The following is a 26,114-nucleotide window of genomic DNA, read 5'->3' on the forward strand; positions in this document are numbered from 1 at the left end:
TCAGAGCGGCTGCTTGTCCAGTACCGGTTCCTGTCCAGGCTCAACGGTAAGCCACCAGACATGTTTGTCCCAGTCGCCCAGCACAATGCGACGGGCGGGCTTGCCATTGGCTTCCAGCTGATGCTCCGCAGGGCGGTGAGTGTGGCCATGGATCAGCCGTTGAACGCCATGCTCTTCCATGACTTTGACCACCTCTTCGGGGGTCACGTCCATGATGAATTCTTCCTTGCCCTGGTTTTTCGCCATGCTGATCTCCCGTAACTGCCGGGCCATCTGCTGGCGGTCTTCCAGTGGGCGCTGGAGGATCATCTGCTGCCACTGCGGGTTACGCATGTTCTCCCGGAACTTCTGGTACTCCACGTCGGCGGTACACAGGCTGTCACCATGCATCAGCAGGGTAGGGGTGCCGTAAAGGTCCACCACGGTGGGGTCGTCCAGCAGTTTGGCGCCGGCGCGAGCACAAAAGTCCTCACCAATCAGGAAGTCACGGTTGCCGTGCATCAGGAAAATGGCGGTGCCGCTGTCGCTGAGAGCTTTCAGCGCCTCGGCAACCTGCTCCTGCAATGGGGTACGTTCATCGTCCCCGATCCAGGCCTCAAAGAAATCCCCCAGGATGTAGAGTTGCTCCACACCCCGGGCACGATTTTCCAGAAACCCAAGGAATGCCTCGGTAATGTCTGGTCTGGACTCTTCCAGGTGAAGGTCGGAAATGAACAGCGTGGTCACGCTGCGCCTCCGTCTCCGACTACCTCCGCCTTTTCAATCACTACGTCTTCGGCAGGAACGTCCTGATGACCGGCGCGCATGGTGGTCCGTACGGCGCGGATGGCATTTACCGTGTCCATGCCGTCAACGACCTTGCCAAACACACAGTAGCCCCAGCCTTCTGCGTTCTTGGCGGTGTGGTCCAGGAAACCGTTGTTTTCGACGTTGATGAAAAACTGGGCCGTCGCGGAGTGCGGGTCCATGGTACGGGCCATGGCCACGGTGCCTTGCATGTTGCTGAGTCCGTTGTCGGCTTCGTTCTGGATCGGTTCACGGGTCTTGCGTGGTGTCATGCCCGGCTCGAATCCGCCGCCCTGTACCATGAAGTTGCTGATAACACGATGAAAAATCAGCCCGTCATAAAAACCGTCACGCACATACTGCTCGAAATTTTTGGCGGTTTCCGGGGCTTTTTCGTAGTCCAGTTCCAGTGTGATGTCACCGTGGGAAGTTTTCAGCAGAATCATCAGGGTTTCCTGTTCAGAAGGTTGAAAATCGATACGGGGCCCATTGTACTGAAGAGTTTCTGCGTGTGCATGAGTTAGGGCAGTATTTGTGAGTATAATACGCGGTTTGAGATCCACTCCCTTTTAACTAGAGAACCTATGAGCGCCGAGTCGAAGAAAGCCCATAACTTTATTCAGAGCCTGATCGAAGACGCGATTGCCAAAGGCGAACACACCGGCCAGGTGGTGACGCGGTTCCCGCCAGAGCCGAATGGCTACCTGCACGTTGGGCACGCCAAGTCCATTTGCCTGAACTTTGGTATTGCCGAGACTTTTGGTGGTGAGTGCAACCTGCGTTTTGATGACACCAATCCCGAGAAGGAATCCCAGGAGTACATTGATGCCATCAAGCAGGACGTAGAGTGGCTGGGCTACACCTGGGGCGGTGACGTCCGTTACGCCTCCGATTACTTCGATGCCATCTATGACTTCGCCGAAGAGCTGATTACAAAGGGCAAGGCCTATGTCTGTGCGCTGACAGCGGACCAGATGGCGGAATTCCGTGGTTCCCTGAAGACTCCGGGCAGGGACAGCCCTTATCGGGACCGCCCGATTGAAGAAAGTCTCCAGCTGTTCCGTGATATGCGTGATGGCAAATACCAGAACGGTGAGTTGGTGCTGCGGGCCAAGATTGATATGGCCTCTCCCAATATCAATTTGAGGGATCCGATTCTGTACCGTATCCGCTACGCGGACCACCACCAGACCGGTGACAAGTGGTGCATCTACCCGATGTACGACTTCACCCACCCGATTTCCGATGCCTTGGAGGGTATTACTCACTCCCTGTGCACGCTGGAATTCGAGGATCATCGGCCGCTCTACGACTGGGTGCTGGAGAACATTACCGCCCCGTGCCAGCCACGGCAGATTGAATTCGCCCGGCTCAACCTCAACTACACAATCACCTCCAAGCGCAAGCTCAAGCGCCTGGTGGATGAGGGCTTCGTGGACGGCTGGAACGACCCGCGCATGCCTACCATTTCCGGTATGCGTCGTCGCGGCTACACGCCGGAATCCATCCGCACCTTCTGCGATATGATCGGTGTCAACAAGGCCGGCGGTACCGTGGATGTGGGCATGCTGGAACATGCCATCCGTGAGGATCTCAACACCCGGGCGCCCCGCGCCATGTGTGTGATGCGCCCTTTGAAGGTCACCCTGACCAATTATCCGGCAGACCAGACGGAGACCCTGGTGTTGCCGGTTCACCCGCAGAACCCGGACATGGGGGAGCGGGAAGTGACCTGGAGCCAGACACTTTATATTGACCGTGAAGATTTCGTCGAGGAGCCGCCCCGCAAGTGGAAGCGTCTGGCTCCGGATCAGGCGGTTCGCCTGCGTGGCGGGTACGTCATGACCTGTCGTGAGGTTATTCGGGATGATAGCGGTGAGATCGTCGAACTCAAGTGCGAATACGATCCGAAAACGCTGGGTGTGAATCCGGAAGGCTACAAGCCGAACGGGGTTGTACACTGGGTGTCTGCCACCGACAGTGTCGAGGTTGGCATCAACCAGTATGACCGGCTGTTCAACCACGAGTCTCCGGATAGCGACAAGGACGGTGATTTCGTCGACCACATCAACCCGGAATCCCTGGTGCGTCTGAGCGGAGCCCGTGTCGAAAAAGGACTGGCGGAGCCCCGTACGGACCTGCCGTACCAGTTTGAGCGTGAAGGTTATTTCTTCTGTGATCAGGAGCAGACCCAAAGCACCGGTCATCCTGTGTTCAATCGCACCGTCACGCTTCGTGATTCCTGGGGTAAGGGGGGCAAGTGATTCGTATCCACAACACGCTCACGCAGCAAAAGGAAGAATTCAAACCCATCGAGCCGGGCAAGGTGCGCATGTATGTGTGCGGCATGACCGTGTACGACTACTGCCACCTGGGCCACGCCCGGGTGCTGGTGGCTTTCGATGTGATTACCCGTTACCTGCGCCATCGCGGTTATGACGTGCACTACGTGCGCAATATTACGGATATCGATGACAAGATCCTGCGCCGGGCAGACGAGAACGGTGAGGTGTACACTGACCTGACCGAGCGCATGATCGCAGCCATGCACGAGGACGAAGCCCGCCTGGGCGTGCTTTCGCCGACGGAAGAGCCCCGCGCCACGGCCTACATCGACGAGATCGTAGCCATGATCCACAAGCTGGTCGCCAGCGGCCATGCCTATGCCGCGGATAATGGCGATGTTTACTTTGCTGTCGAGTCGTACAAAGACTATGGCAAGCTCAGCAAGAAAAAGCTGGAAGATCTGGTGGCCGGTGCCCGGGTTGATGTGCAGGAAGCCAAGCGCAGTCCCGCGGATTTCGCCTTGTGGAAAGCCGCGAAGCCGGGAGAGGTAAGCTGGGAATCCCCCTGGGGTAATGGCCGCCCGGGCTGGCACATTGAGTGTTCGGCGATGTCCAACTGCTGCCTGGGTGAAACCTTTGATATCCACGGTGGCGGGCCGGACCTGCTGTTCCCGCACCATGAGAACGAAATCGCCCAGTCCGAGTGCGCCAATGGACAGGCTTTTGTGAACACCTGGATGCACGCCGGTGCGATCCGTGTGAACAAGGAGAAGATGTCCAAATCCCTGGGTAACTTTTTCACCATCCGGGAAATACTGGAGAAGTACCCGCCGGAGATCGTGCGTTACTTCCTGGTGTCCAGCCACTACCGCAGTCAGGTGGATTATTCGGAAGAGAGTCTGGCGGAGGCGGGCCGCACCCTCACAAAGCTCTACCATGCCTTGCGTGGAATCATCCCCGCCAAGGATGTGGCGGAAACGGACTACGACAAGCGCTTTGACGAGGTTATGGACGATGATTTCAACACGGCCGGAGCCATAGCCGTGCTCCATGCCGTGGCCAATGAGATCAATCAGCACCGTCGTGAGGGTAAGGACGAGGAGGCCAGGCAGGCGGCGGCAGTGCTGGTCCGTCTGGGTGGTGTGCTGGGGCTCCTGCAGCAGGACCCCGAAGCCTTCTTCCAGGCAGACACCGGTGGAGAACTGACGGCCGAGGACATCGAGGCCATGATTCAGGCCCGGGCGGAAGCACGCAAGGCGAAAAACTTCGCCGAAGGTGATCGCATCCGCGACGAACTGGCGGAGAAAGGCATCATTCTTGACGATTCTCGTGAAGGAACGACATGGCGCCGGGGCTGACCTTGTACGGAATTTCACGTACAATGCGGCGCTCACTTTGGAACAACTCCCCGTGTCAGAGGGAGTCGGGAAATTAACCCACTGAGGCAGACAACGATGACAGAACGCGTACAAGTCGGCGGCATTCAGGTCGCGAAGAATCTGTATGATTTCGTGAACAACGAAGCGATTCCGGGAACCGGAGTCGATGCAGACAAATTCTGGGCTGAATTCGACAAGATCGTGAACGAGCTGGCGCCGCGTAACCGCGAACTGCTGGCCAAACGCGATGCCATTCAGGAAAAGATGGACAGCTGGAACCGTGACCACAAGGGTCAGAAGCTGGACATGGACGAATACAAATCCTTCCTGAAAGACATCGGCTACCTGGTTGACGAGCCGGGCGAGTTCAAGATTTCCACCTCCAACGTGGATCCGGAAGTGGCCACCATGGCTGGTCCGCAGCTGGTGGTTCCGATCATGAACGCCCGCTTTGCCCTGAACGCAGCCAACGCTCGCTGGGGCAGCCTGTACGACGCGCTGTACGGCACCGACGCGATCTCCGAAGAGGGGGGCGCGGACAAGGGCCGTGGCTACAACCCGGTTCGCGGTGCCAAGGTTATCGAGTTTGCCCGCAACCTGCTGGACAGCTCTGCTCCACTGGCCTCCGGCAGCCACAAGGATGCCGCCAAGTACCTGGTTGAGGGTGGCAAGCTGGTGGTCAAGCTGCAGAACGGCGAAACCACTGGTCTGAAGGACGAAGCCGGCTTTGTTGGTTACACCGGTGCCGCCGATGCGCCGACCGGTGTGCTGCTGGTCAAGAACGGCATGCACTTCGAAATCCAGATTGACGCCAGCCATCCGATCGGTAAAGACGACGGCGCCAACGTGAAAGACGTGCTGATGGAGTCAGCCCTGACCACCATCATGGACTGTGAAGACTCTGTCGCTGCCGTGGACGCGGACGACAAGGCACTGGCCTACCGCAACTGGCTCGGCCTGATGAAGGGTGATCTGCAGGAAACCTTCGAAAAGGGTGGCGAGCAGCTGACCCGTAAGATGAATGCCGATCGTGGCTACACTGCGCCAGACGGCGGCGAGCTGAACCTGAAAGGTCGCAGCCTGATGTTCATCCGTAACGTGGGTCACCTGATGACCAACCCTGCGGTCCTGCTGAAAGATGGCAACGAGATTCCGGAAGGTCTGATGGATGGCCTGATCACGTCGCTGATCGCCATTCACGATCTGAAGGGCAACGGCAAGTTCCAGAACAGCACCACCGGCTCCATGTACATCGTTAAGCCGAAGATGCACGGTCCGGAAGAAGTGGCGTTCACCAACGAATTCTTCGGTCGTGTTGAAGACGCACTCGGTCTGCCGCGCTTCACCCTGAAGGTTGGCATCATGGACGAAGAGCGTCGTACCACCGTGAACCTGAAAGCCTGTATCCACGCAGCCAAAGAGCGTGCGGTATTCATCAACACCGGCTTCCTGGATCGCACCGGTGACGAGATCCACACCTCCATGGAGCTGGGTCCGTTCATCCGTAAGGGACCAATGAAGCAGGCTACCTGGATCAATGCCTACGAGCAGTGGAACGTGGACATCGGCCTGGAGACCGGTTTCCGTGGTGTGGCACAGATCGGTAAGGGCATGTGGGCCATGCCGGATCTGATGGCCGGCATGCTGGAAGCCAAGATTGGTCACCCGAAAGCCGGTGCCAACACCGCCTGGGTACCGTCTCCGACAGCGGCCACCCTGCACGCGACTCACTACCATCAGGTATCGGTTGCCGATATCCAGAAAGAGCTTGAGAGCCGCACCCGTGCCAACCTGGACGACATCCTGACCGTGCCGGTCATGGACGATCCGAAGTCCCTGTCTGCGGAAGACATTCAGCAGGAGTTGGACAACAACGCCCAGGGTATCCTCGGTTATGTTGTGCGCTGGATTGACCACGGTGTGGGTTGCTCCAAGGTGCCGGACATCAATGACGTTGGCCTGATGGAAGACCGCGCCACCCTGCGGATTGCATCCCAGTTGCTGGCCAACTGGCTGTACCACGGCATCTGCTCTGAAGAGCAGATCATGGAGACCATGAAGCGCATGGCCGCCGTGGTTGACAAGCAGAATGCTGCGGACCCGACGTACCGTCCGATGGCGGGGAACTTCGATGACAGCATTGCCTTCCAGGCAGCGCTGGATCTGGTTCTGAAGGGGCGCGAGCAGCCGAATGGCTACACCGAGCCACTTCTGCACGCCTACCGTCTGAAGGCGAAGGCCAAGTACGGCCAGTAAGCTTCAGCAGCACAAAAAAAGCCCCGCTTTCGAGCGGGGCTTTTTTGTGGGAGTGGCTGTCAGGGATTTGTCGGATTGCGGCTTTGCCCAATCCGACAAACCTGCTCACTCAGTCCTTATGCAGCTCATTCGCCGCGTACAGGGTATTCTCCAGCAGCGTCGCAATCGTCATCGGCCCCACGCCGCCAGGCACCGGCGTGATATAGGCGGCTCGTTCCGCGGCGGCTTCAAAGTCCACGTCGCCCCGCAATTTGCCATCCTCCATGCGATTGATGCCAACATCAATTACCGTGGCACCGGGTTTCACCCATTCGCCTTTGATCAGGCCAGGTTTGCCAACGGCGGCAATCAGGATGTCGGCTTCGCTCACAAACTTTTCCAGGCTGGGAGTGAAGCGATGGCAGACCGTGGTGGTGGCGCCTTTCAGTAGCAGCTCCATGCTCATGGGGCGGCCAACAATGTTGGATGCGCCGACAATGACCGCGTGCTGGCCCTTGTAGGGCGTCTCAATGCTGTCCAGCAGGGTGATGACACCTGCGGGGGTGCACGGGCGTAGCGCCGGCTTGCGCTGGACCAGGCGACCGATGTTGTAGGGGTGGAAGCCGTCCACATCCTTGTCGGGGCGGATTTTGAGCAGAATTGGGTCAGCATCAAGATGGGCTGGCAGCGGTAGTTGCACAAGAATACCGTCTACGGCCGGGTTGTCGTTCAGCTCATCTACCAGTGCCTCCAGCGACTCCTGTGAGGTATCTGCCGGAAGGTCATAGGACAGGGACAGGATGCCGGCCTCGTCGCATGCCTTGCGTTTGTTGCCTACATATACCTGCGAGGCGGCATCGTTGCCTACCAGAACCACAGCAAGCCCCGGGACTCTCAGTCCCTGCTGTTTACGGGCTTCCACGCCGGCGGCAACCTGTTGGCGAACCTTGGCGGCAATCTCTTTTCCATTGATCAGTTTGGCGCTCATGTCTTTGTCTTGTCGGTTGGGCATAAATGAAGGCTGCGCATTGTCTCATGCTTCCACCAGAACTCCAATTGGCGGTATGCTTGAGGTGCAGGGCAGGGAACTTATCCGGTAAGCATCGGTCACTTAATTCGTTGCCGCTCCAAACAATTTCCAAAACTGTGTTGACGGCAGGGGCCGGCGCCGGTAATATGCGCGCCAACTTTGCTGAGGCACTTGTTGTTCAGTTCAGACGGGGTATAGCGCAGTCTGGTAGCGCGCCTGCTTTGGGAGCAGGATGTCGGGAGTTCGAATCTCTCTACCCCGACCACTTTTCTGGATATTCAGGTGGGCGAACGGTCAAGCGCCCGTAGCTCAGCTGGATAGAGCACCCGCCTTCTAAGCGGGTGGTCGCAGGTTCGAGTCCTGCCGGGCGCGCCATAAAGTCGTCGGCTTGGTCCGCACCGGAGTCGCCGAACCAGCAAAGTTTCAAGTGAACAGATGTGAGTGCCGAAAGGCATGTCCCGATGTGGTGGACGTAGCTCAGTTGGTAGAGCTCAGGATTGTGACTCCTGCGGTCGAGGGTTCGAACCCCTTCGTCCACCCCACTTTTCTTTCAGGCTTGATTTCCGCGTTTGTTGAGTTTCATGATGGCAATTGGCCACCGGTAATTCTTCAATCTGTTGTGCGAGAGTGGCGGAACTGGTAGACGCGCTGGATTTAGGTTCCAGTGGGGCAACCCGTGAGAGTTCGAGTCTCTCCTCTCGCACCACCCCCTTTCTTTTTCTGTTTTTGTCCCCACCTTTTAAAATGATAAAGCCTCGATGTGGTCGCAATCGCTGAAAGTGGCTGTGACAGGTGATTCTCTCGGTGGGGCAAACCGTGATAAACTACCGGCTTTTAATTTTCGGTCCTTCTGCGGGAAGCCTCCCGAGGATGGACTTTTAGGTTTAATTTCATTCACATACTGAACCTGTAATTTGAGGATCTTCCATGCAAGTGTCTGTTGAAACGACCTCCAACATCGAGCGTCGCATGACGATTGGTGTGCCCGCCCAGGAAATTGACCAGGCGGTTCAGAAACGCCTGCAGGAAACTGCCCGTACTGTGCGCTTGAACGGTTTCCGTCCGGGTAAGGTGCCCATGAGCGTGGTTAAGCGTCGTTTCGGTGCCAGTGTTCGCCAGGAAGTCGTTGGCGAGGTTATGCGTGATACCTACATCAAGGCACTGCAGGAGCAGGACATTAATCCGGCGGGCTGGCCGAAACTTGAGCCGACCGTGATGGAAGAGGGCAAGGATCTGGAATTCGTTGCCACATTTGAAGTGTTGCCGGAAATCGAACTGGGCGACCTGAGCAAGATCTCTGTCGAGAAGCTGACGTCCGAGATTACCGACAAGGATATCGACAACATGATCGATAACCTGCGTCGTCAGCAGGCCACCATGAAGGAAGTCAAGCGCAAGTCCAAGAACAAGGACATCGTGACCATCGACTTCAAGGGCTTTATCGATGGCGAGGAATTCGAAGGTGGCGCCGCTGAAGGGCATCGCCTCACTCTGGGCTCCGGCCAGATGATCCCGGGCTTCGAGAAGGGCATTGTCGGCGGTAAGGCCGGTGAGGACCTGGAAATCGAGGTGACCTTCCCGGAGGATTACCAGAATGAAGACCTGGCGGGTAAGCCGGCCAAGTTCGAAATCAAGATTCACAAGGTTGAAGAGCCGCAGCTGCCTGAGCTGAATCCGGAATTCTTCAAGAATTTCGGCATTGAGGCCGAAGACGAAGCCGCTTTCCGTGAGGAAGTGAAGAAGAACATGGAGCGCGAGCTCAAGCAGGCAGTATCGAACAAGGTCAAGAACGACGTGGTTGACGGCCTTCTGGAAACCACCGAGCTCGATATTCCGTCTGCCCTGGTTGATCAGGAGATTGATCGCCTGCGTCAGGACGCCGTTCAGCGTTTCGGTGGCCAGGTTGATTTCCAGCAACTGCCCAAGGAAATCTTTGAAGAGCAGGCCAAGCGTCGCGTGAAGACTGGCCTGTTGTTCCAGGAAGTGGTCAAGAAAAACGATCTGAAAGCTGATCCGGCAAAGGTTGACGAAAAGATCCAGGAGATCGCGTCAACGTATGAACAGCCTGAGGAAGTGGTTGCCCATTTCAACAGTAACCCTGAGCAGAAGTCGCAGATCGAGTCTTCTGTGCTGGAAGACCAGGTTGTTGACCATGTGCTGGAGCAGGCCAAGGTCAAAGAGAAAAAGGTCAAGTACGAAGAGGCCGTTAAGGCTGGTCAGCCTCAGCAGGGCTGATCGTTTCGGGACCCTGAATGGGTCCTGGTGGCCGAAAAGGGAAAACAGCCGGCATGTCCGGCTGTTTTCATCTTGGCCCGGTGCTGGCAGAGTATAGGGTGTAAAAGACTGATAACGCAGTGGCCTGAGGCCACGACCCCATTGTCCAGAAGGAGTTCAGGCACATCATGATGCAAAAACCTATTGATGGTCCCGCTATGGTAACCAGTTCCGGCCTGGTTCCGATCGTTATTGAGCAAACCGCTCGTGGTGAGCGTTCCTTTGATATCTACTCCCGTTTGCTCAAGGAACGGGTGATCTTCATGGTGGGTCAGGTTGAGGACCACATGGCGAACCTGATTGTGGCACAGATGCTGTTCCTGGAATCCGAGAATCCGGACAAGGATATCCATCTTTACATCAACAGCCCCGGTGGTTCTGTGACTGCGGGCATGTCCATCTATGACACCATGCAGTTTATCAAGCCGGACGTGGCTACACTGTGTGTGGGCCAGGCTGCGAGCATGGGCGCGTTCCTGCTGGCCGGCGGCGCCGAGGGCAAGCGCGCGTGTTTGCCGAATTCCCGGGTGATGATTCACCAGCCGCTGGGCGGTTACCAGGGGCAGGCAACGGACATCGAGATCCACACCCGTGAGATCCTGAAGATCCGTCAGACCCTGAATTCGCTGCTTGCGCACCATACCGGCCAGGATCTAGAGACCATTGCCAGGGATACCGATCGCGACAATTTCATGGATCCCCAGCAGGCGAAAGACTATGGCCTGATTGATTCTATACTTGATAAGCGCGTGCCGAATAAATAATACTGAAGGTAATCGCATCATCCTTGGCCGGCGTATTAGCCAGTAACGTCGGCAAACCAAGATCAGAGGTATTTCAATGGCAGATGAAAGAAACGGCAGAGGCGACGATAACGGCAAGTTGCTCTACTGCTCGTTTTGTGGAAAGAGCCAGCATGAAGTCCGTAAGCTCATTGCAGGGCCCTCGGTGTTCATCTGCGACGAGTGCGTTGACCTGTGCAATGACATTATCCGCGAAGAGATTCAGGAGAATACGCAGGAAGAGGCCAGTGATCGTCTCCCGACACCTGCTGAAATTCGCGATACTCTGAACGAATACGTCATTGGTCAGGATCGCGCCAAGGTTGTGCTTTCGGTTGCTGTCTATAACCACTACAAGCGCCTGCGCTACGGCGAGGGCAAGGCTGAGGTGGAACTTGGCAAGAGCAACATTCTGCTGATCGGCCCGACCGGTAGTGGTAAGACGCTGCTCGCCGAGACTCTGGCGCGGATGCTCAACGTACCCTTCACCATTGCAGATGCGACCACGCTGACAGAGGCGGGTTACGTCGGTGAAGACGTTGAGAACATTATCCAGAAGCTGCTGCAGAAGTGCGATTATGACGTGGACAAGGCTCAGCGTGGCATTGTCTACATCGATGAGATCGACAAGATCTCCCGCAAATCTGACAACCCGTCCATTACCCGGGATGTATCCGGTGAGGGCGTGCAGCAGGCGTTGCTGAAACTGATCGAGGGTACGGTTGCTTCAGTGCCGCCACAGGGTGGCCGGAAGCATCCCCAGCAGGAGTTCCTGCAGGTAGACACCGGTAACATGCTGTTTATCTGTGGTGGTGCTTTTGCTGGTCTGGACAAGGTGATTCAGGAGCGTTCCGAGCGTAGCAGCATCGGTTTCTCTGCAACGGTCAAGAGCCCGGACGACACCAAGAACACCGGCGACATTATCAAGGATGTCGAAACGGAAGATCTGGTGAAGTACGGCCTGATTCCGGAATTCGTCGGTCGTCTGCCAGTGGTGGCAACACTGACCGAGCTGGATGAAGAGGCGCTGGTTCAGATCCTGACCGAGCCGAAGAATGCGCTGACCAAGCAGTACCAGAAGCTGTTTGATATGGAAGGTGTGGAGCTGGATTTCCGTGAGGATGCGTTGAGGGCGGTTGCCCGCAAGGCCATGGAGCGGAAAACCGGTGCCCGCGGGCTGCGCTCCATCATGGAGGCAACCCTGCTGGATACCATGTACCAGATCCCGTCTGAGCACGATGTCACCAAGGTTGTCATTGACGAGAGTGTTATCAGCGGCGATTCCGAGCCGTTCAAGATATACGCTGGTAATGACCACGCCAAAGCGGTTCCCGAGGACTGAGTCAGTCTCTGGGTTCCGTGAGCAATAAAAAGGGGCGGTAACGCCCCTTTTTATTCGTTTGTAACCCGCCTTTCCCGCCCTGTTTTGTTTCGTAAAAAGATTGCAATTTTTGCCGACGCCCCAATGATGGGTGATATGCTGAAAGAAACATCGTCAGAGGATTCCTTATGACCCGGATACCCGAAGAATCTGTGCACGAATACCCGCTGCTTCCGCTTCGAGATGTGGTGGTATTTCCGCACATGGTCGTTCCGCTGTTTGTGGGACGCGAAAAATCCATCCAGGCGCTGGAAGCCGCAATGGAGGGCAGCAAGGAGATTCTGCTGGTCGCACAACGGGATGCCTCTACCGACGAGCCAGGCCCGGATGATGTGTTTGATATGGGCACATTGGCGACCGTGCTGCAGATGCTGCGCCTTCCCGACGGAACCGTGAAAGTGCTGGTTGAAGGCAATGCCCGAGCCACGCTGAGTGGCATTGTCGAGGGCGATTACCTGTCCGGCAAAGCGGTGATGATGGATGAGGACACACTGCCGGATCGTGAGGAAGACGTTCTGGTCAAAACCCTGATGGATGAGTTTGAAAAGTACGTCAAGCTGTCCAAGAAGGTGCCTTCTGAAGTGTCCAACGCGTTGACCGGCATTACCGATGTCGAACGCCTGGCGGATACCATGGCTGCACACCTGGAAATGCGCATTCCTGAGAAGCAGGAGCTTCTGGAGGCGCTGGACGTCCGCAAGCGTGTCGACCTGCTGCTGGGCAAGCTGGACGGCGAGATCGACCTGATTGAGGTCGAGAAGCGGATTCGTGGCCGCGTGAAAAAACAGATGGAGCGCAGTCAGCGCGAGTACTATCTGAATGAGCAAATGAAGGCTATCCAGAAGGAAATGGGTAACCTGGGTGAGGGCAATAACGACTTTGAAGAGCTTGAGCAGAAGCTGGAAGAAGCCGGTCTGCCGGAAGAGGCCCGCAAAAAGACAGAAACCGAGCTGAACAAGCTGAAAATGATGTCTCCGATGTCTGCCGAGGCAACGGTGGTGCGTGGTTACATCGACTGGATGCTGGCAGTGCCCTGGAAAAAGCGCAGCCGTGTGCGTCACGACATCGAGAAGGCCCGTGAGATACTCGATAAGGACCATTACGGTCTGGATGAGGTCAAGAAGCGCATCCTGGAATACCTGGCTGTTCAAAGCAGGGTGAAGAAGGTGAAAGGGCCGGTGTTGTGCCTGGTGGGTCCTCCCGGGGTGGGCAAGACCTCGCTGGGGCAGTCCATTGCCCGTGCGACGAACCGCAAATATACCCGCATGGCGCTGGGTGGGGTGCGTGATGAGGCCGAAATCCGTGGTCACCGCAAGACCTACATTGGTGCCTTGCCTGGCAAGTTGCTCCAGAAACTGTCAAAGGTCGGGGTGAAAAACCCGCTGTTCCTGTTCGACGAGATCGACAAGATGGGCATGGATCATCGCGGCGATCCTGCATCGGCATTGCTGGAAGTGCTGGACCCGGAACAGAACCACACCTTCAACGACCACTACCTGGAAGTGGACTACGATCTTTCAGATGTCATGTTCGTGTGCACCTCCAACTCCATGGATATCCCATCGGCGTTGCTGGATCGGATGGAGATTATCCGTATTCCGGGGTACACCGAGGACGAAAAGGTGAACATTGCCTTGCGCTACCTGCTGCCCAAGCAGATCAAGGCCAATGGGCTGCGTAAGGATGAGCTCACGATCCCTGAGGAGACTCTGCGGGACCTGATCCGCTATTACACGCGGGAAGCCGGTGTGCGTAGCCTGGAGCGCGAGATCGCCAAGATCTGCCGCAAGGTGGTGCGTGAGCACGTAGAAAGTGGCGAGAAGGTCTCCGTAACGCTTACTCCGGAGATGCTGGAAGACTATTCCGGTGTTCAGCGATTCAAGTACGGGCTGGCAGAAGAAACCAATCAGATCGGTCAGGTGACCGGTCTGGCGTGGACCCAGGTCGGTGGCGAGCTGCTGACCATCGAGTGCGCCCTGACCAAGGGTAAGGGACGTGTGGTGAAGACCGGGTCCCTCGGTGATGTCATGCAGGAGTCTATCCAGACCGCACTGACGGTGGTCAGAAGTCGGGCTCCGGGTCTTGGAATCGCCGACGATTTCCATGAAAAGAACGATCTGCATGTGCACGTTCCCGAGGGCGCAACGCCAAAAGATGGTCCAAGCGCCGGTATTGGCATGTGTACCGCACTGGTTTCTTCCTTGACGCAAATTCCGGTTCGGGCGGATGTCGCCATGACCGGTGAGATTACCCTGCGCGGTCGGGTTTTGCCGATCGGCGGGCTCAAGGAAAAGCTGCTCGCGGCCCATCGCGGAGGCATCAAGACCGTTATAATCCCGGATGAAAATGTCCGTGATCTCAAAGAGATACCCGATAATATCAAGGAGTCCCTTGAGATCATTCCGGCGAAGTGGATTGATGAAGTCCTGGACGTTGCGCTGGCGTACGCGCCGGAGCCAAGGGGTGCGGATTCGTCCTCCGAAGCTGGCTCCGGGAAGCACCGAGATGAAGATCCCGATGCCGCGGAACGGATAAATACACATTAAACCCTAGATGAGTTGTTGACACGCCGGAGAGCCCATTGGTATAACTGTTTCGCCGTGAAGCAGCCAATACCAAGGGCTCCCGCGCAGTAAGTGCCTATTCCGAACACCGGTTAAAAACCGAAAGGAATAAAAAAAGTGAAGAATGGAATTCTCTGACCGCTTATGCGATAGTCGAGAACGTCCGAGAAAAAACAAACCAACCTATAACATCTTCAACCTGAAATCGAAGGGGTTTAGTGTGAACAAGTCCGAACTAATCGATGCAATTGCAGAGTCCGCAGATATCTCCAAAGCCGCCGCTGGCCGTGCTCTGGATTCAATGACCAACTCTATCACCGGTGCCCTGAAAAAAGGCGATCAGGTTACTCTGATCGGTTTTGGTACTTTCTCTGTGAAAGAGCGTGCTGCCCGCACTGGTCGCAACCCGCAGACTGGTGCCGAGATCAAGATTCCGGCCTCCAAAGTGCCTGGGTTCAAGGCAGGTAAGGCCCTGAAAGACGCCGTTAAGTAAACGGTTCTTTCTCTGGCGGCACCGGTCATGCGGGTGCTGTCGGAGCGGTTGGCCCGGCGTCAACTCCGACGCCAACCAGCTCCAGACGAATTCAAGGCGCATTCCGGACAGGATGCGCCTTTTTACGTTAGGTCTCGTTAATTTCACTATTTCACGATAAGAATCAGCTCGACTTTGATCAGGGATCCGGGAGAAACATGCTTCAAGATATTCGGGAAAATGCCCAGGGCACCATTGCCAAAATCATCATCGGTCTATTGATCGTTTCACTCTCCATCTGGGGGATGGATGCAATCGTTGGTGGATTTACCGGCGAGCCTGAAGTGGCTACCGTAAACGGAGAAGACATCACTGAGCGGGAGTTCCTGCGGGTGGTGCAGATGGAAAGTCAACGCCGTTTGTCTGAAATGGACACCCCTGATCCCTCTCTGCTTAATGAGGATCAGATTCGCCAGGATGTTCTTGACTCCCTGATCCGGGAGCAGGTGCTGATTCAGGACGCCAATGCCCAGGGACTGGAATTGTCAGACGCGGACATCGATTCTCTGATTACCCAGATGCCGCAGTTTCAGGTGGATGGTACCTTTAACCGTGACCGGTTCGTGGCTACTGTTCGCAACATGGGCATGGGCGTGGGTGAGTTCCGTGAGGCCATGCGCAAGCAGTATGTGGTGAACCAGATTCGCGCCGGCATTGCCCAGAGCGCTATGGTGACCGAAGAGAATGTGGCTCAGTTGCTGCGTATCCAGAACCAGACCCGTGATTTCCGCGTGCTTACGCTGACCGCCGATGAGGTTCGTGAGGACGTTGAGGTGAGCGACGCAGAGATAGAAGCCTACTATCAGGAGAATATCGAGGATTATAGCCTTCCTGAGCGCGTAGACGCAGAGTACATTGCGCTCTCTCTTGAGGCTCTGGCAGAGACCGTCAACGTCAGTGACGAGGAGCTGGAGGCGTATTACAAGGAAAGGGCTTCAGAGCTCGCAAGTGAAGAGCGCCGTGCTGCCCATATCCTGATCGAGGGCGGTGACGACGCGTCAGACACCGTATCCACCATCCAGGAAAGGCTCGCCTCCGGCGAAAAATTTGCGGACCTGGCCGAGGAGTTTTCTGCGGATAGCATGTCGGCGGCCGAAGGTGGAGATCTGGGCTTTGCTGGCCGTGGTATCTATGACGAGGCCTTTGAGGAGACTCTGTTTGCCCTTGAAAAGGGCGAAGTCTCCGAGCCGGTTGAAACCAGCTTCGGTGTCCATCTGATCAAGCTGTTGGATGTGCGCAAGGCTGAGGTTCCGCCGCTTGAGGAAATGAAGGACGAGCTCCGCCGTGAACTGGCCCAGCGTGAGGCTCAGGAGCGTTTCGCGGAGGTGCGTACTCAATTGGCAGATTCCGCCTATGCGGCAGATGATCTCAATGAGCCGGCGGAAGAGCTTGGCCTGGAGATCCGCGAGACCGAGGACGTGACCCGGGATGGCGGGGCAGCACCCTTCGACCACGGCGGTCTGGTTCGGCAGTTGTTTTCGGAGGACGTGTTACAGGATCGTTTCAACACCGAGTTGATTGACGTTGGGGACAACGTATCCGTCGTCGCCCGCGTGAAGACCTATTATGAAGCCGAGGAGCAGCCCCTGGACGCGGTACGCGAGGACATCCGTACCGTGCTGGTGGAGCAGAAGACTCGTGAGAGCCTGAAGGAACAGGCGGACGCGATCATTGCCGAACTCCAGTCCGGTGCGACGGTCGAGGAACTGGGTGTTGGTGATTGGGAGGTTTACACCGAGCAGTCTCGCAGTGCATCCGGAGAGCTTGGCCGACAGAAGATTGCCACCGCGTTCTCGCTTGAGCGTCCTGAAGCCGGGGGGGTAACGTATGGAAAGACCTTGTCGCGTAATGGTATTTCCATTGTGGCCCTGGATCAGGTGAACGAAGGCGAAATCACGCAAGGTAGTGGTGAGCTGTCACAGCTGCGTCAGTTCCTGGCGTCGATGGAAGGACAGCGGGAATACGCCGCTTACCAGCAGTATCTGAGGGAGCGGGCGGAAGTGTCACGGCCCTGATGGGGTTGGCAACGATGAAACAAAAAAGCCCGGCATATGCCGGGCTTTTCTTTTAGATTTCTTTCAGTTCGCTTTCTTGATATACACCTGCGGTACCTCTCCGCGGGCGTCAAAATAGAAACCATAAACGCCATTTTCCGGAGGTGTGAACCGGAAGTTCTCGAACACTGAAGAGCAATTGGCCTTTACCGGTTTGTCCAGTGTCACCACCTTGTCGTCCTTCTCGGACAGATACCCGCAATTGCTGCCGGAGCTCCAGTTGGCATCACCAAACTTGAACTCGTACGGTTGGCCATCAGCCTTCAGTTCCACCTCTGTCCGGTACAGGCCGGCATCGACTTTGTTGACCTTGTACTCGGGCAGTGCATCCCACCAGGCGAATTGGCCTCGCAGATAGAGGCTGTCACTGTAATCCCGCTCTCCGCCCGTCGTGGCGCAGCCGGAGACAGCTATTACCGAAGCCAGTGCCAGTGTTTTGATTGTTTTATTCATGGTGTTCTCCTTTGCGTTGGATCAGTGACCGGCTGACACGCCGGCCACTGTTTTCTCTGTTTACCGGGTTATCGGGCGTAGATCGCGACAGACAGCGCGGGAACGGTGAACTCGCCTCCGCTGGTGCTGGCACCAGGGGTGGGTGAGGTTTCTGCGAGCACGCTGAAGGTGCCGGACAGCTCGGTTGCGAGGGTTTGTGCCTGAGCACTGCTGTTAATCAGTACAACCAACTCATCGTTGGCACCGTCCAGATCGGCAAGTCCGTTGCTGCCGTCGTCGAGAAGGCTAAATGCCACCAGACCCGGGATCTGTGAGGGGCCGGTATTCAGGAATTGCAGGCGTTCCTGGATGTCGGTCGCTGTCTGCAGGCGGAACAGGGGGCTGTTCTTACGAACCGTGAGCAGCTTCTGAACCTGGGTGTTGGTGTACTGAATAGCCTCCGGAGTCGGGTTGGCGTTAGTTCCTGCCCCCAGGATCACATCCTGGATCAGCGGCCAGTTGGCGCCGTCTTTGTCCTGCCGGGGGAGACCACGGTTCCAGGCGGATGACTGGTAGCTGAAATCGACTTCATTGAACCAGTCCCCGGAGTCGTAGCTATCCCGTTCCATGGATTTGGAGCGCAGCAGTTCCGACCCCATATGCAGGAACGGCACACCCTGGCTCAGGATCGGAATGGACAGGCCCACGACCTGCATCTGCGCGCGTTCGTTAACGGTGGCGGCGTAGGCAGTTTTGTACTGATTGTTGTCCCACAGCGTCTGGTTGTCGTGTTTGGAGACGTAGTTGACGATTTCCTGCGGGTCGTCCGTGTAGCCGGCGTTCTGACCGTTGTAGTCGATGTCGGCGGCTGTTTTCAGGGTGCCGTCCGCGGTTTCAAAGCTATACCCTTGCAGGCTGCCGGCAATGCCCACACGAATCCAGTCTGTAGTTTCCAGCAGGCGGTTCTTCTCTGTGGCCGCGCCGGAGTTCATGTCGTTGGGGTAAGTGAACAGACCGTTGCCAAAACCCTGGTTGGCGCGGATGGCCTCTTCGCTGTCGAACGGGCCGCCGCCGCGCACAGCATCCCTGAGGCGGTCGTTGAAGGAGCCGATGCCAGTGCCGGCCATATTGGGCTGAATCGCGTTGATGCCCCGGGCGTTGTTGGCGACTTCTCCGAAATTCCAGGCTTCGCCGTAGAAGTAGGCGTCCGGATCAACCGCCCTGACAGCTTGCAGCGCCTTCTCCATGTTGCTCAGCATATGGTGGCCCATCAGGTCGAACCGGAAGCCGGAGATCTTGTAATGCTCAGCCCAGGTAACCAGAGAGTCGATCATCAGCTTTTCCATCATCCGGTGCTCGGATGCCGTGTTTTCACAACAGGTGGAGTTCTCAACCGCACCGGTCTCCGGGTTCTGTCGGTGGTAGTAGCCGGGCACCAGCTTGTCCAGCACCGACTTGTTGGCCAGCCCGGACGCCTTGGTGTGGTTGTAGACCACATCCATCACTACATTCAGGCCCAGGTCGGTGGCGGCCTTGACCATTTCCCGGAACTCGAGCACACGTTGGGCACCTGCGGGATCGGTGGCGTAGCTGCCCTCAGGCACGGTGTAATGCACCGGATCGTATCCCCAGTTGAAGCTGTCCAGATCCCGGAACGTGTTGTATAGCGCCTGGGCGTCGCCACTCATTGGATCGTAGGAAGCCAGAACGGAGCGAATGGTCTCACTGCTTTCGCAATGGGAGGCATATTCGCTTGCGGCCTGAGCAGACAGGTCGCACAACTGGGAGAAGGGATCGTCAATATCGACGGTACCGGAGGTATCTTCGTTCACCGTTGCGATGTCGAAGGCCGGTAGCAGGTGCAAGTGGGTGACACCCGAGTCGGCCATGGCTTTCAGGTGGGCCACGCTGTCTACCGAGCCATCGGAAGGCAGGGTGAATGCTTTGTACTTACCTCGCAGCTCGGAACTGACCGTTTCATCGGTAGCGCTGAAATCCCGAATGTGGGTTTCATAGACCACCACGTCCTCTGGGGCCGACATTGGTGGCGGCGTGAGGGTATCCCAGCCCAGAGGCTGAAGTGAGGCGTCGTCAAGATCTACCACCTGAGCATACTGACCGTTGGTGGACAGGCTCAGTGCGTAAGGGTCCGATACCAGGGTGTTTTCAATGGCTTCGGAGCGTGGGTGATAAACCGTTATCTCGTATTGATAGTATTGCCGGTCCAGTAGAGCGGTATCGCCGCTGTGCCTCCAGACGCCGTCGGTATTGGTCATGGTGACCGGGTATCCGCTCAGCGTGTTGCCCGAGGTGTCGAAGGCGTGCAGGCGCACTCTGTGTGCGGTGGGTGCCCATACGGCAAAATCGACGTTGTCGCCGTTTACCGTTGCGCCCAGCGCGCCGTCATAGGCATAGAGGTCATCCAGTACACCGGGAATCTGAACTTGCGTGGCCAACCGCAATTCATCATTGCTGTCATAGGCGGACGCGACCAGTTGGCCTTTCAGTGCCTGCTTGATGGTTGCGGTGTCGGCGTTGACCTCATAGGCGGGCCAGTCTTTGAGGTGAGGAAACTGATCTTTCAGGTTCTCCGACAGCGTGGTTGCGCTCAGGGAGACCACTTTTCCGCCGATCAGTGATTCGGTATTCGGATTGATGTTGATGGTTGCACGGCCATCGTAGCGAAGCTCGACTCGATTGAAAGCGGCGGCGTCCTTGAAAACAAGGGTTGTCTCGTCCAGCCAGTGAGCCTGGGCCCCGGTAATGGCGAGAGCTGCAGCTTCTATGGGGGTTGAAGAGAGTTCTGCGCTGCCGCTCAGGGTAAAGATGCGATTACCCAGATCATCAAAGTGCCAACGATGATCCACGCCGCCAATATCCTTCTCATTGTCCTTGTGAACGATGAAGTTGAGGCAATTCCCGGCTTCCCGCATCGGGATGAAGAAGTAGGCGCCGTAAGTATCACTGATACCATCCGGCAGTCGTGGTGACGACCATTCGGTGGCAACGCCCTCGGCCAGTCCGTCACAGCCTGCGGCAGCATCATTCCAGAGATGCAGGCCCCAGCCTGAATAGCTCTCGTCTGTGCGTTTGTAGTAAAGCAGTGCTTCGTTTTCACCCGGCTCCAGCAGCTCTTCGGACGGCTGGTTGCCGTTGTTTTTATCAGGGGAGGGTATGTCGGTCTCGAGGTTACAGCCGGTCAGTATCAGCGATAAGGCCAGTACCCAGCTGCCCGCAACCAGTTTTTGCTCAGGCATGAGGTATTCCTCTTTTCCATTGTTTTTGTTTGGGTTAAAGCCCGAAAGGGGCAATGTCATGGTTGCGTGACAGAGCCGGAATGACATCCTACGGCTGGCAATTTTCCGGGGCGTAGGTGGAATCTGGTGGGGGAAGTAGAAGTCTTCAAACAGGGAGGAGGACAACAAAAAAGGGCCGGCAAGAGCCGGCCCAAGAGGTCCAACAAGAGAGTGTGGTGTTTAGAGCCTTACCACCAGGCTTCGACCTGGGCGCCGACGCGGATATTGCCATCGTCGTCCCGGTCCTCGGCACGGTCACCGAAGAAGGAACCGGCGTAAACCCGAATGGTTGGGCGCGCCCAGAAGCTGGGGCCGGCAGACCATTCCTGAGCGACAATGACTTTCTGCAGGTCCTTGTCGTTGTCTTCGGACCAGACAGAGCCGTCGTAGAAGCCGGAGTCGTACCCCAGCTCAAGCGTTGTCTTCATGAAGTTGGTCCAGTTGTACTCGGGGCGGAGCACAACGCTCATCAGGTGTGGGTTGTCCTCCGCTGTATTGCCAACGGTTTTGCCCTGCTGATAAATAGCGGAGTAGCCCAGTTCGATCTTGTCGGAAAGCTTGATGACGCCCCAGTCCAGGACACGCCAACTTTCTTCGATCGTACCATCCCACCAGGTGCTGTTCAGGGATTCGCTGCCACCGTGGGCGACATACGCCTGATGCCCCATGGAACCTTCGGCGTACTGGAGGACGAATTTGTTGAAGCCGCCCATCATACCCTGTGAATATTCGGCGGTAAGGAAGTAGCCATCCCGGTCGACCTCTTTGGCCAGGCTGGCCTGGGCCTCGTCCTGTGCTTCGGTGAGGTCGGCGTAGCCGTAGATACCGATCAGTTCAAGATTGCCCGGTCCGGCCGGAAAGGCATAGCGCAGATCGATCTTGTTATTCTGGACATAAAAGCCGTCGGCACCGCTATGGCGTGACGGGGTATCGAAATTGGTGACGGCTACGGATGCCTTGCCTGCGCCCACATCGATACCTTCCAGACCGGCACCGTAACCGGAGTTGTTCACATAATACAGGTCCAGAATATGGACATCTTTGCGCTGATAAAAACGTTTGCCGGCCCAGAGCGTGGCTTCGGGAGCCCAGCCGATCACACCTTTGGCGGTACCATAGGCCTGGCGCAGGGCAATGTCTCCTCCCGCCCAGGGTTCACTGGAGGCAACAGTGGTTTCCTCATTTTCAAAATCAACGCCAATGACTTCATTGGGGCCGCTCAGTGACTGGTAGTCGTTGCCCTGATTCGTGGCCTGATAAGCGAGCATTGTGTCAAACCGGAAAACCTTGCCGTCCTGGTTGAACAGCTCGTCGCCGAAGCTGAGCTCACCATAAGTGTCGCACTCGTCGCCCAGGCGACCGACGGTGTGAGCTGTGGCGCCACTGCCGTAGCAGGTTTGTTCACCGCCGTCGGAGGTGGTGCTGAGGCCGGCGCGGGCATAGCCGTGGAAATCAATTGCAATAGCCGGAGTGGCCATTACCGCTGCGGTGACCGCAGCAGCAAGAGGAAGCTTGTTCGCAAGGAAGCGCTTATTGTTTTGCATGATCTCAGTCCTGTGCTTTTTGTCGTTTTAAATGTCAGGGAAGCGGAATCTCCGGTTACCGCTGCTGTGAGCTGCCGTGCCCGGATCTGACTTCCGGCTCCCTCGATTGCAGCTTCTGCCAATCGGACATTGGGAAACCGGGGTTCATATTCCGGTAACACAGCGATGGGTACATCCTCCGCGTCTGAGAAAAAGGGGGGTGAGTTTTCAGGGGGAGGAGGGGCGTAGAAGGATGAGCCCCTCAATCAATTGCTCTGCTACCTTATTGGCAAGGCTATTCGGACGGGAATCGCGTTGGCTTCAGGCTCTCCTTGATTTTTTTCAGGTGCCCCAGAAAGTCCGCACCACGCTTGAGTGTGACGCCGGTTGCCAGGATATCGATTACGGTCAGATGAATGATTCTCGAAGACATCGGCATGTAAACCTCGGTGTCTTCCGGGGCGGTTACCTCCAGCACGACGGTACAGGCATCGCCCAGGGGGGAGTCCGGGTTGGTGATGCCGATGACGGTTGCGCCGTTGGCCCTGGCGATCCTTGCAATGTCCACGGTTTCCCTGGTGCGACCGGTGTAGGAGATCATCACGATCACGTCACCGGTGGCGGAACCGGCGGCGACCATGCGTTGCATGAGCGCATCGTCGTAGGACATGACCGGAATGTTGAAGCGGAAAAACTTGTGTTGCGCGTCCAGCGCGACCGGAGCGGAACCGCCCATGCCGAAGAAGTTGATCTGCTTGGCCTGAATCAGGTAGTCAATGGCGGTCGCCAGGGCTTTCGGGTCCAGCGCCTGGCGCGCCTTGTCGAGGCTGGCGATGGTGCTGAGCATGATTTTGTCGGCGAACTCGGCAACGCTGTCATCCGGCTCCACGTTCTGACCAATATAAGGAGTGCCAGTGGCGATACTCTGGGCCAGCCGGATCTTGAAGTCCGGGAAGCCGGTTGCGGAGAAGCCGCGGCAGAACCGGTTAACAGTGGGTTCGCTGACATCGGCGGCGCGGGCCAGCGCGGCAATGCTGTAGCGGGTTGCGGCGGTGGGATCGCGCAGGATGGCCTCGGCCACTTTGCGTTCGGACTTGTTAAGACTGTCCAGTCGCGCCTGGATGTCTTCAATCAGATTATCGTCTCGGTTCGCCTGGTTCGCAGCCATTGAAGGGTACTCCCTGAATCATCGGCGTTCGTTGTGACATTTTGGGCCCGATTATACCGTGTTTTTATTGATTATGCGGTAGTAAAAATATCAAAAACTGGATTTTTTTCTTGGAATGGCAGAATTTCAGTGTCATTATTTGTTTAATATTACTACATTGTGGTTTGGTATGAGAGAAGGAGCCAATGGCCGATAACAACAGTACCCGTTGTGACCTGATGATGTTTGGAGCGCTGGGTGACCTGGCACAGCGTAAGCTTTTCCCCGCACTGTATCAGCTGGAGCGCTCCGGTCTGATGGATCCGGGGAGTCGGATTCTGGCGATCGCCCGCACTAAAGTCGATACCGCAGAGGCCCGAAAGCTGCTTCACGACAAACTCAGGGAGCATGTAAAACCCCATGAATTTGACGAAGCTCTGGTCGAAACCTTCCTGCAACGGGTGGATTACCTGTACCTGGACTTTACCGATCCGGAAGGCTATGGCGCACTGAACGACTGGCGCGGAACATCTGAAGGCAACCTCATTGTTTATATGGCGACGCCACCGTCGATGTACGGTGTCATCGCGCGCAACCTGAGAAGCGCCAACTGCTGTACAGATAAAACCCGTGTGGTGGTCGAGAAGCCGATCGGTCATGACCTGGCGTCCTCCAAGGTTATCAACGATGAGTTGGGGGAGGTTTACCGGGAAGATCAGCTGTTCCGCATCGACCATTACCTGGGTAAGGAAACGGTCCAGAATCTGATTGCTCTGAGGTTCGCCAACAATTTGTTCGCCTCCCAGTGGGATCAGAATCACATTTCCCATGTTGAGATCACAGTGGCCGAGAGTGTTGGTATTGAGGGCCGCTGGGGGTACTTTGACAAGGCCGGGCAAATCCGGGACATGATCCAGAATCACCTCCTGCAGCTGCTCTGCCTGATTGCCATGGATCCGCCCTCGGATCTATCCGCGGACAGTATTCGTGATGAAAAGGTCAAGGTACTCAAGGCGCTGAGAGAGATCACGCCGGAGCTGATGGAGCGCCACGTGGTGCGGGGGCAGTACACCGCCGGCACCAGCAATGGCAAGCCGGTGCCCGGCTATCTTGAGGAGGAGGGGGCCAACAAGGGCAGCTCCACGGAAACGTTCGTGGCCCTCAAGGCTGAGATCGAAAACTGGCGCTGGTCCGGTGTGCCTTTCTACATCCGTACCGGGAAGCGTCTGCCGGAAAAACTCTCGCAGATCATCATTCACTTCAAACCCGCGCCACACTATATCTTCGACCCGGATCAGAAACATCTGGCCAACAACAAGCTGATTATTCGCCTGCAGCCGGATGAAGGCATGTCCCTGAAAATTCTGACCAAGGATCAGGGGCTGGACAAGGGAATGAGGCTGCGCCAGGGCCCGCTGGAGCTGACCTTCTCAGAAACCTTCGATACTGACCGTATTCCGGATGCGTATGAGCGGCTGTTATGGGAGGTGATGAAGGGGAACCAGTATCTGTTTGTGCGTCGGGATGAGGTCGAGCATGCCTGGCGTTGGGTGGACCAGGTCATCCGCAACTGGCATGACAGCGGTGAGCCGCCCAAGCGCTATGCCGCCGGAACCTGGGGGCCGGTTGCCTCTATCGCGATGATCACCAGGGACGGGAGGAGCTGGTATGAAGACGCCTGATATTCAGTTCCCCCGGGGTGTTGAGTCCCGGTTTGGAGATTCACCGGAGCAGGTGGCTCTTGAGCTGGCAGAAGCGGTGTCGGATTTCCTCAGTAAACGCCTGGCGGAGGCCGAGCGAGTGTCTCTGGTGGTGTCTGGCGGTTCGACGCCCCTGCCGTTTTTTTCCGCCCTGTCCTGCAAGGAGCTGGATTGGTCTCGGGTGGATGTCCTGCTGGCGGATGAGCGCTGGGTAGAGGAGGCCGACCCGGCCAGCAACACCCGTCTGGTGAAGGAAGCGCTGCTGCAGCACAATGCCGCCGCTGCCCGTTTCCTGTCTCTCAAGCAGGCCGGAGCGACACCGGCAGACGGTCTCGATGCCGTCAAAGCCGAGCTCGCTGGATTGTCACTGCCGCTGGATGTGGTGATTCTTGGCATGGGTAACGACGGTCATACCGCCTCGCTGTTCCCGGATGCTGAAGAATTGCCCCACGCAATGGATCCGGACTGTCGGGATACCGTTGCTGCCATGACGCCTTTGTCCCAACCGCAAAAACGGATCACCCTGACCTGGCCGGTCCTGCGGGACGCCCGGTTTATCGCCTTACATCTTAAAGGCTCGGATAAGCTGGATACCCTGAAGAAGGCGCTGGAGACCCCGGATGATGTCATGGCCATGCCCATTCGTGCCTTCCTGAAGCCCGGCCTGCAAGTGTTCTGGAGCCCCTGAGCCCGCCCCACGAATTTCAAGATGGA

The 26,114-nt window shown here is 56.8% G+C and carries 18 protein-coding genes and 4 tRNA genes; 15 read left to right on the forward strand and 7 right to left on the reverse strand.

What is annotated here, in order from left to right; translation table 11 throughout:
- Both Q0Y21_RS05625 and Q0Y21_RS05630 read right to left on the reverse strand, forming a co-directional pair.
- Nucleotides 1-726, reverse strand: coding sequence for a UDP-2,3-diacylglucosamine diphosphatase (locus tag Q0Y21_RS05625; protein ID WP_297792385.1), 726 nt, complete (start codon nt 724-726; stop codon nt 1-3).
- Nucleotides 723-1,232 (reverse strand): peptidylprolyl isomerase, encoded by a 510-nt coding sequence (locus Q0Y21_RS05630; protein WP_297792387.1) that lies wholly within the window; start codon nt 1,230-1,232, stop codon nt 723-725. Before Q0Y21_RS05630 ends, Q0Y21_RS05625 begins: the two co-directional genes overlap by 4 nt.
- A 138-nt stretch (nt 1,233-1,370) precedes the next feature.
- Between Q0Y21_RS05630 and Q0Y21_RS05635 the strand changes: the two genes are divergently transcribed.
- The 3 genes from Q0Y21_RS05635 (at nt 1,371) to Q0Y21_RS05645 (ending at nt 6,706) form a co-directional block, all read left to right on the forward strand.
- Nucleotides 1,371-3,050, forward strand: a complete 1,680-nt coding sequence (locus Q0Y21_RS05635) for a glutamine--tRNA ligase/YqeY domain fusion protein (RefSeq protein ID WP_297792389.1) — start codon at nt 1,371-1,373, stop codon at nt 3,048-3,050.
- Nucleotides 3,047-4,429 (forward strand): cysteine--tRNA ligase, encoded by a 1,383-nt coding sequence (gene cysS, locus Q0Y21_RS05640; RefSeq protein WP_297792391.1) that lies wholly within the window; start codon nt 3,047-3,049, stop codon nt 4,427-4,429. Before Q0Y21_RS05635 ends, cysS begins: the two co-directional genes overlap by 4 nt.
- A 96-nt stretch (nt 4,430-4,525) precedes the next feature.
- On the forward strand, nt 4,526-6,706 hold the full coding sequence (locus Q0Y21_RS05645) for a malate synthase G (RefSeq protein WP_297792393.1): 2,181 nt from the start codon (nt 4,526-4,528) through the stop codon (nt 6,704-6,706).
- A gap of 109 nt (nt 6,707-6,815) precedes the next feature.
- On the opposite strand, the gene folD is transcribed toward Q0Y21_RS05645, so the two are convergent.
- Nucleotides 6,816-7,673 (reverse strand): bifunctional methylenetetrahydrofolate dehydrogenase/methenyltetrahydrofolate cyclohydrolase FolD, encoded by an 858-nt coding sequence (gene folD, locus Q0Y21_RS05650; protein WP_297792394.1) that lies wholly within the window; start codon nt 7,671-7,673, stop codon nt 6,816-6,818.
- Between the two features lie 230 nt (nt 7,674-7,903).
- Here folD and Q0Y21_RS05655 point away from each other — a divergent pair.
- The 10 genes from Q0Y21_RS05655 to Q0Y21_RS05700 all read left to right on the forward strand — a co-directional run bounded on the left by Q0Y21_RS05655 (nt 7,904) and on the right by Q0Y21_RS05700 (nt 17,263).
- Nucleotides 7,904-7,980 (forward strand) — tRNA-Pro (locus Q0Y21_RS05655).
- A gap of 33 nt (nt 7,981-8,013) precedes the next feature.
- Nucleotides 8,014-8,090: transfer RNA gene (locus tag Q0Y21_RS05660), tRNA-Arg, on the forward strand.
- Nucleotides 8,091-8,181: 91 nt separating this feature from the next.
- A tRNA-His gene (locus tag Q0Y21_RS05665) sits at nt 8,182-8,257 on the forward strand.
- A gap of 79 nt (nt 8,258-8,336) precedes the next feature.
- Nucleotides 8,337-8,421: transfer RNA gene (locus tag Q0Y21_RS05670), tRNA-Leu, on the forward strand.
- Between the two features lie 221 nt (nt 8,422-8,642).
- The gene (gene tig / locus Q0Y21_RS05675) at nt 8,643-9,950 is read left to right on the forward strand and encodes a trigger factor (protein ID WP_297792396.1); all 1,308 of its coding nucleotides are present in this window, start codon (nt 8,643-8,645) and stop codon (nt 9,948-9,950) included.
- Nucleotides 9,951-10,117: 167 nt separating this feature from the next.
- The gene (gene clpP / locus Q0Y21_RS05680) at nt 10,118-10,753 is read left to right on the forward strand and encodes an ATP-dependent Clp endopeptidase proteolytic subunit ClpP (protein ID WP_297792398.1); all 636 of its coding nucleotides are present in this window, start codon (nt 10,118-10,120) and stop codon (nt 10,751-10,753) included.
- Between the two features lie 76 nt (nt 10,754-10,829).
- Complete coding sequence (gene clpX, locus Q0Y21_RS05685) at nt 10,830-12,113, forward strand: ATP-dependent Clp protease ATP-binding subunit ClpX (protein ID WP_012135995.1); 1,284 nt, start codon at nt 10,830-10,832, stop codon at nt 12,111-12,113.
- Nucleotides 12,114-12,280: 167 nt separating this feature from the next.
- On the forward strand, nt 12,281-14,698 hold the full coding sequence (lon, locus tag Q0Y21_RS05690; protein WP_297792400.1) for an endopeptidase La: 2,418 nt from the start codon (nt 12,281-12,283) through the stop codon (nt 14,696-14,698).
- Between the two features lie 238 nt (nt 14,699-14,936).
- Entirely contained in the window at nt 14,937-15,209 is a 273-nt protein-coding gene (locus Q0Y21_RS05695; protein ID WP_297792402.1) for an HU family DNA-binding protein, read from the forward strand.
- A 197-nt stretch (nt 15,210-15,406) separates the two neighbouring features.
- Nucleotides 15,407-17,263, forward strand: coding sequence for a SurA N-terminal domain-containing protein (locus Q0Y21_RS05700; RefSeq protein WP_297792404.1), 1,857 nt, complete (start codon nt 15,407-15,409; stop codon nt 17,261-17,263).
- A gap of 63 nt (nt 17,264-17,326) precedes the next feature.
- On the opposite strand, the gene Q0Y21_RS05705 is transcribed toward Q0Y21_RS05700, so the two are convergent.
- The 4 genes from Q0Y21_RS05705 to Q0Y21_RS05720 all read right to left on the reverse strand — a co-directional run bounded on the left by Q0Y21_RS05705 (nt 17,327) and on the right by Q0Y21_RS05720 (nt 23,721).
- Nucleotides 17,327-17,755 (reverse strand): hypothetical protein, encoded by a 429-nt coding sequence (locus Q0Y21_RS05705; protein ID WP_297792406.1) that lies wholly within the window; start codon nt 17,753-17,755, stop codon nt 17,327-17,329.
- A gap of 68 nt (nt 17,756-17,823) precedes the next feature.
- Complete coding sequence (gene pulA / locus Q0Y21_RS05710; protein WP_297792407.1) at nt 17,824-20,991, reverse strand: pullulanase-type alpha-1,6-glucosidase; 3,168 nt, start codon at nt 20,989-20,991, stop codon at nt 17,824-17,826.
- Between the two features lie 227 nt (nt 20,992-21,218).
- Nucleotides 21,219-22,574, reverse strand: a complete 1,356-nt coding sequence (gene lamB, locus Q0Y21_RS05715; protein ID WP_297792409.1) for a maltoporin LamB — start codon at nt 22,572-22,574, stop codon at nt 21,219-21,221.
- A gap of 274 nt (nt 22,575-22,848) precedes the next feature.
- Nucleotides 22,849-23,721, reverse strand: a complete 873-nt coding sequence (locus Q0Y21_RS05720) for a MurR/RpiR family transcriptional regulator (RefSeq protein WP_297792411.1) — start codon at nt 23,719-23,721, stop codon at nt 22,849-22,851.
- 185 nt (nt 23,722-23,906) lie between these two features.
- On the opposite strand from Q0Y21_RS05720, the gene zwf reads away from it, so the two are divergent.
- Together zwf and pgl are read left to right on the forward strand one after the other, a co-directional pair.
- Nucleotides 23,907-25,382: a glucose-6-phosphate dehydrogenase gene (zwf, locus tag Q0Y21_RS05725; RefSeq protein WP_297792413.1), complete on the forward strand. Its 1,476-nt coding sequence runs from the start codon at nt 23,907-23,909 to the stop codon at nt 25,380-25,382.
- Nucleotides 25,369-26,088 (forward strand): 6-phosphogluconolactonase, encoded by a 720-nt coding sequence (pgl, locus tag Q0Y21_RS05730; RefSeq protein WP_297792416.1) that lies wholly within the window; start codon nt 25,369-25,371, stop codon nt 26,086-26,088. The genes zwf and pgl overlap by 14 nt, the downstream gene beginning before the upstream one ends.
- The last annotated feature ends 26 nt before the right edge of the window (nt 26,089-26,114 follow it).

It is taken from the genome of uncultured Marinobacter sp. (assembly GCF_947259545.1).
Lineage (GTDB): Bacteria > Pseudomonadota > Gammaproteobacteria > Pseudomonadales > Oleiphilaceae > Marinobacter.

Coding starts and splice junctions, on each gene's coding strand:
- Q0Y21_RS05630 (WP_297792387.1), bottom strand. CDS start 1,232: ATGATTCTGCTGAAAACTTCCCACGGTGACATCACACTGGAACTGGAC.
- Q0Y21_RS05635 (WP_297792389.1), top strand. CDS start 1,371: ATGAGCGCCGAGTCGAAGAAAGCCCATAACTTTATTCAGAGCCTGATC.
- Q0Y21_RS05645 (WP_297792393.1), top strand. CDS start 4,526: ATGACAGAACGCGTACAAGTCGGCGGCATTCAGGTCGCGAAGAATCTG.
- folD (WP_297792394.1), bottom strand. CDS start 7,673: ATGAGCGCCAAACTGATCAATGGAAAAGAGATTGCCGCCAAGGTTCGC.
- tig (WP_297792396.1), top strand. CDS start 8,643: ATGCAAGTGTCTGTTGAAACGACCTCCAACATCGAGCGTCGCATGACG.
- clpP (WP_297792398.1), top strand. CDS start 10,118: ATGATGCAAAAACCTATTGATGGTCCCGCTATGGTAACCAGTTCCGGC.
- clpX (WP_012135995.1), top strand. CDS start 10,830: ATGGCAGATGAAAGAAACGGCAGAGGCGACGATAACGGCAAGTTGCTC.
- lon (WP_297792400.1), top strand. CDS start 12,281: ATGACCCGGATACCCGAAGAATCTGTGCACGAATACCCGCTGCTTCCG.
- Q0Y21_RS05700 (WP_297792404.1), top strand. CDS start 15,407: ATGCTTCAAGATATTCGGGAAAATGCCCAGGGCACCATTGCCAAAATC.
- Q0Y21_RS05705 (WP_297792406.1), bottom strand. CDS start 17,755: ATGAATAAAACAATCAAAACACTGGCACTGGCTTCGGTAATAGCTGTC.
- pulA (WP_297792407.1), bottom strand. CDS start 20,991: ATGCCTGAGCAAAAACTGGTTGCGGGCAGCTGGGTACTGGCCTTATCG.
- lamB (WP_297792409.1), bottom strand. CDS start 22,574: ATGCAAAACAATAAGCGCTTCCTTGCGAACAAGCTTCCTCTTGCTGCT.
- Q0Y21_RS05720 (WP_297792411.1), bottom strand. CDS start 23,721: ATGGCTGCGAACCAGGCGAACCGAGACGATAATCTGATTGAAGACATC.
- zwf (WP_297792413.1), top strand. CDS start 23,907: ATGGCCGATAACAACAGTACCCGTTGTGACCTGATGATGTTTGGAGCG.
- pgl (WP_297792416.1), top strand. CDS start 25,369: ATGAAGACGCCTGATATTCAGTTCCCCCGGGGTGTTGAGTCCCGGTTT.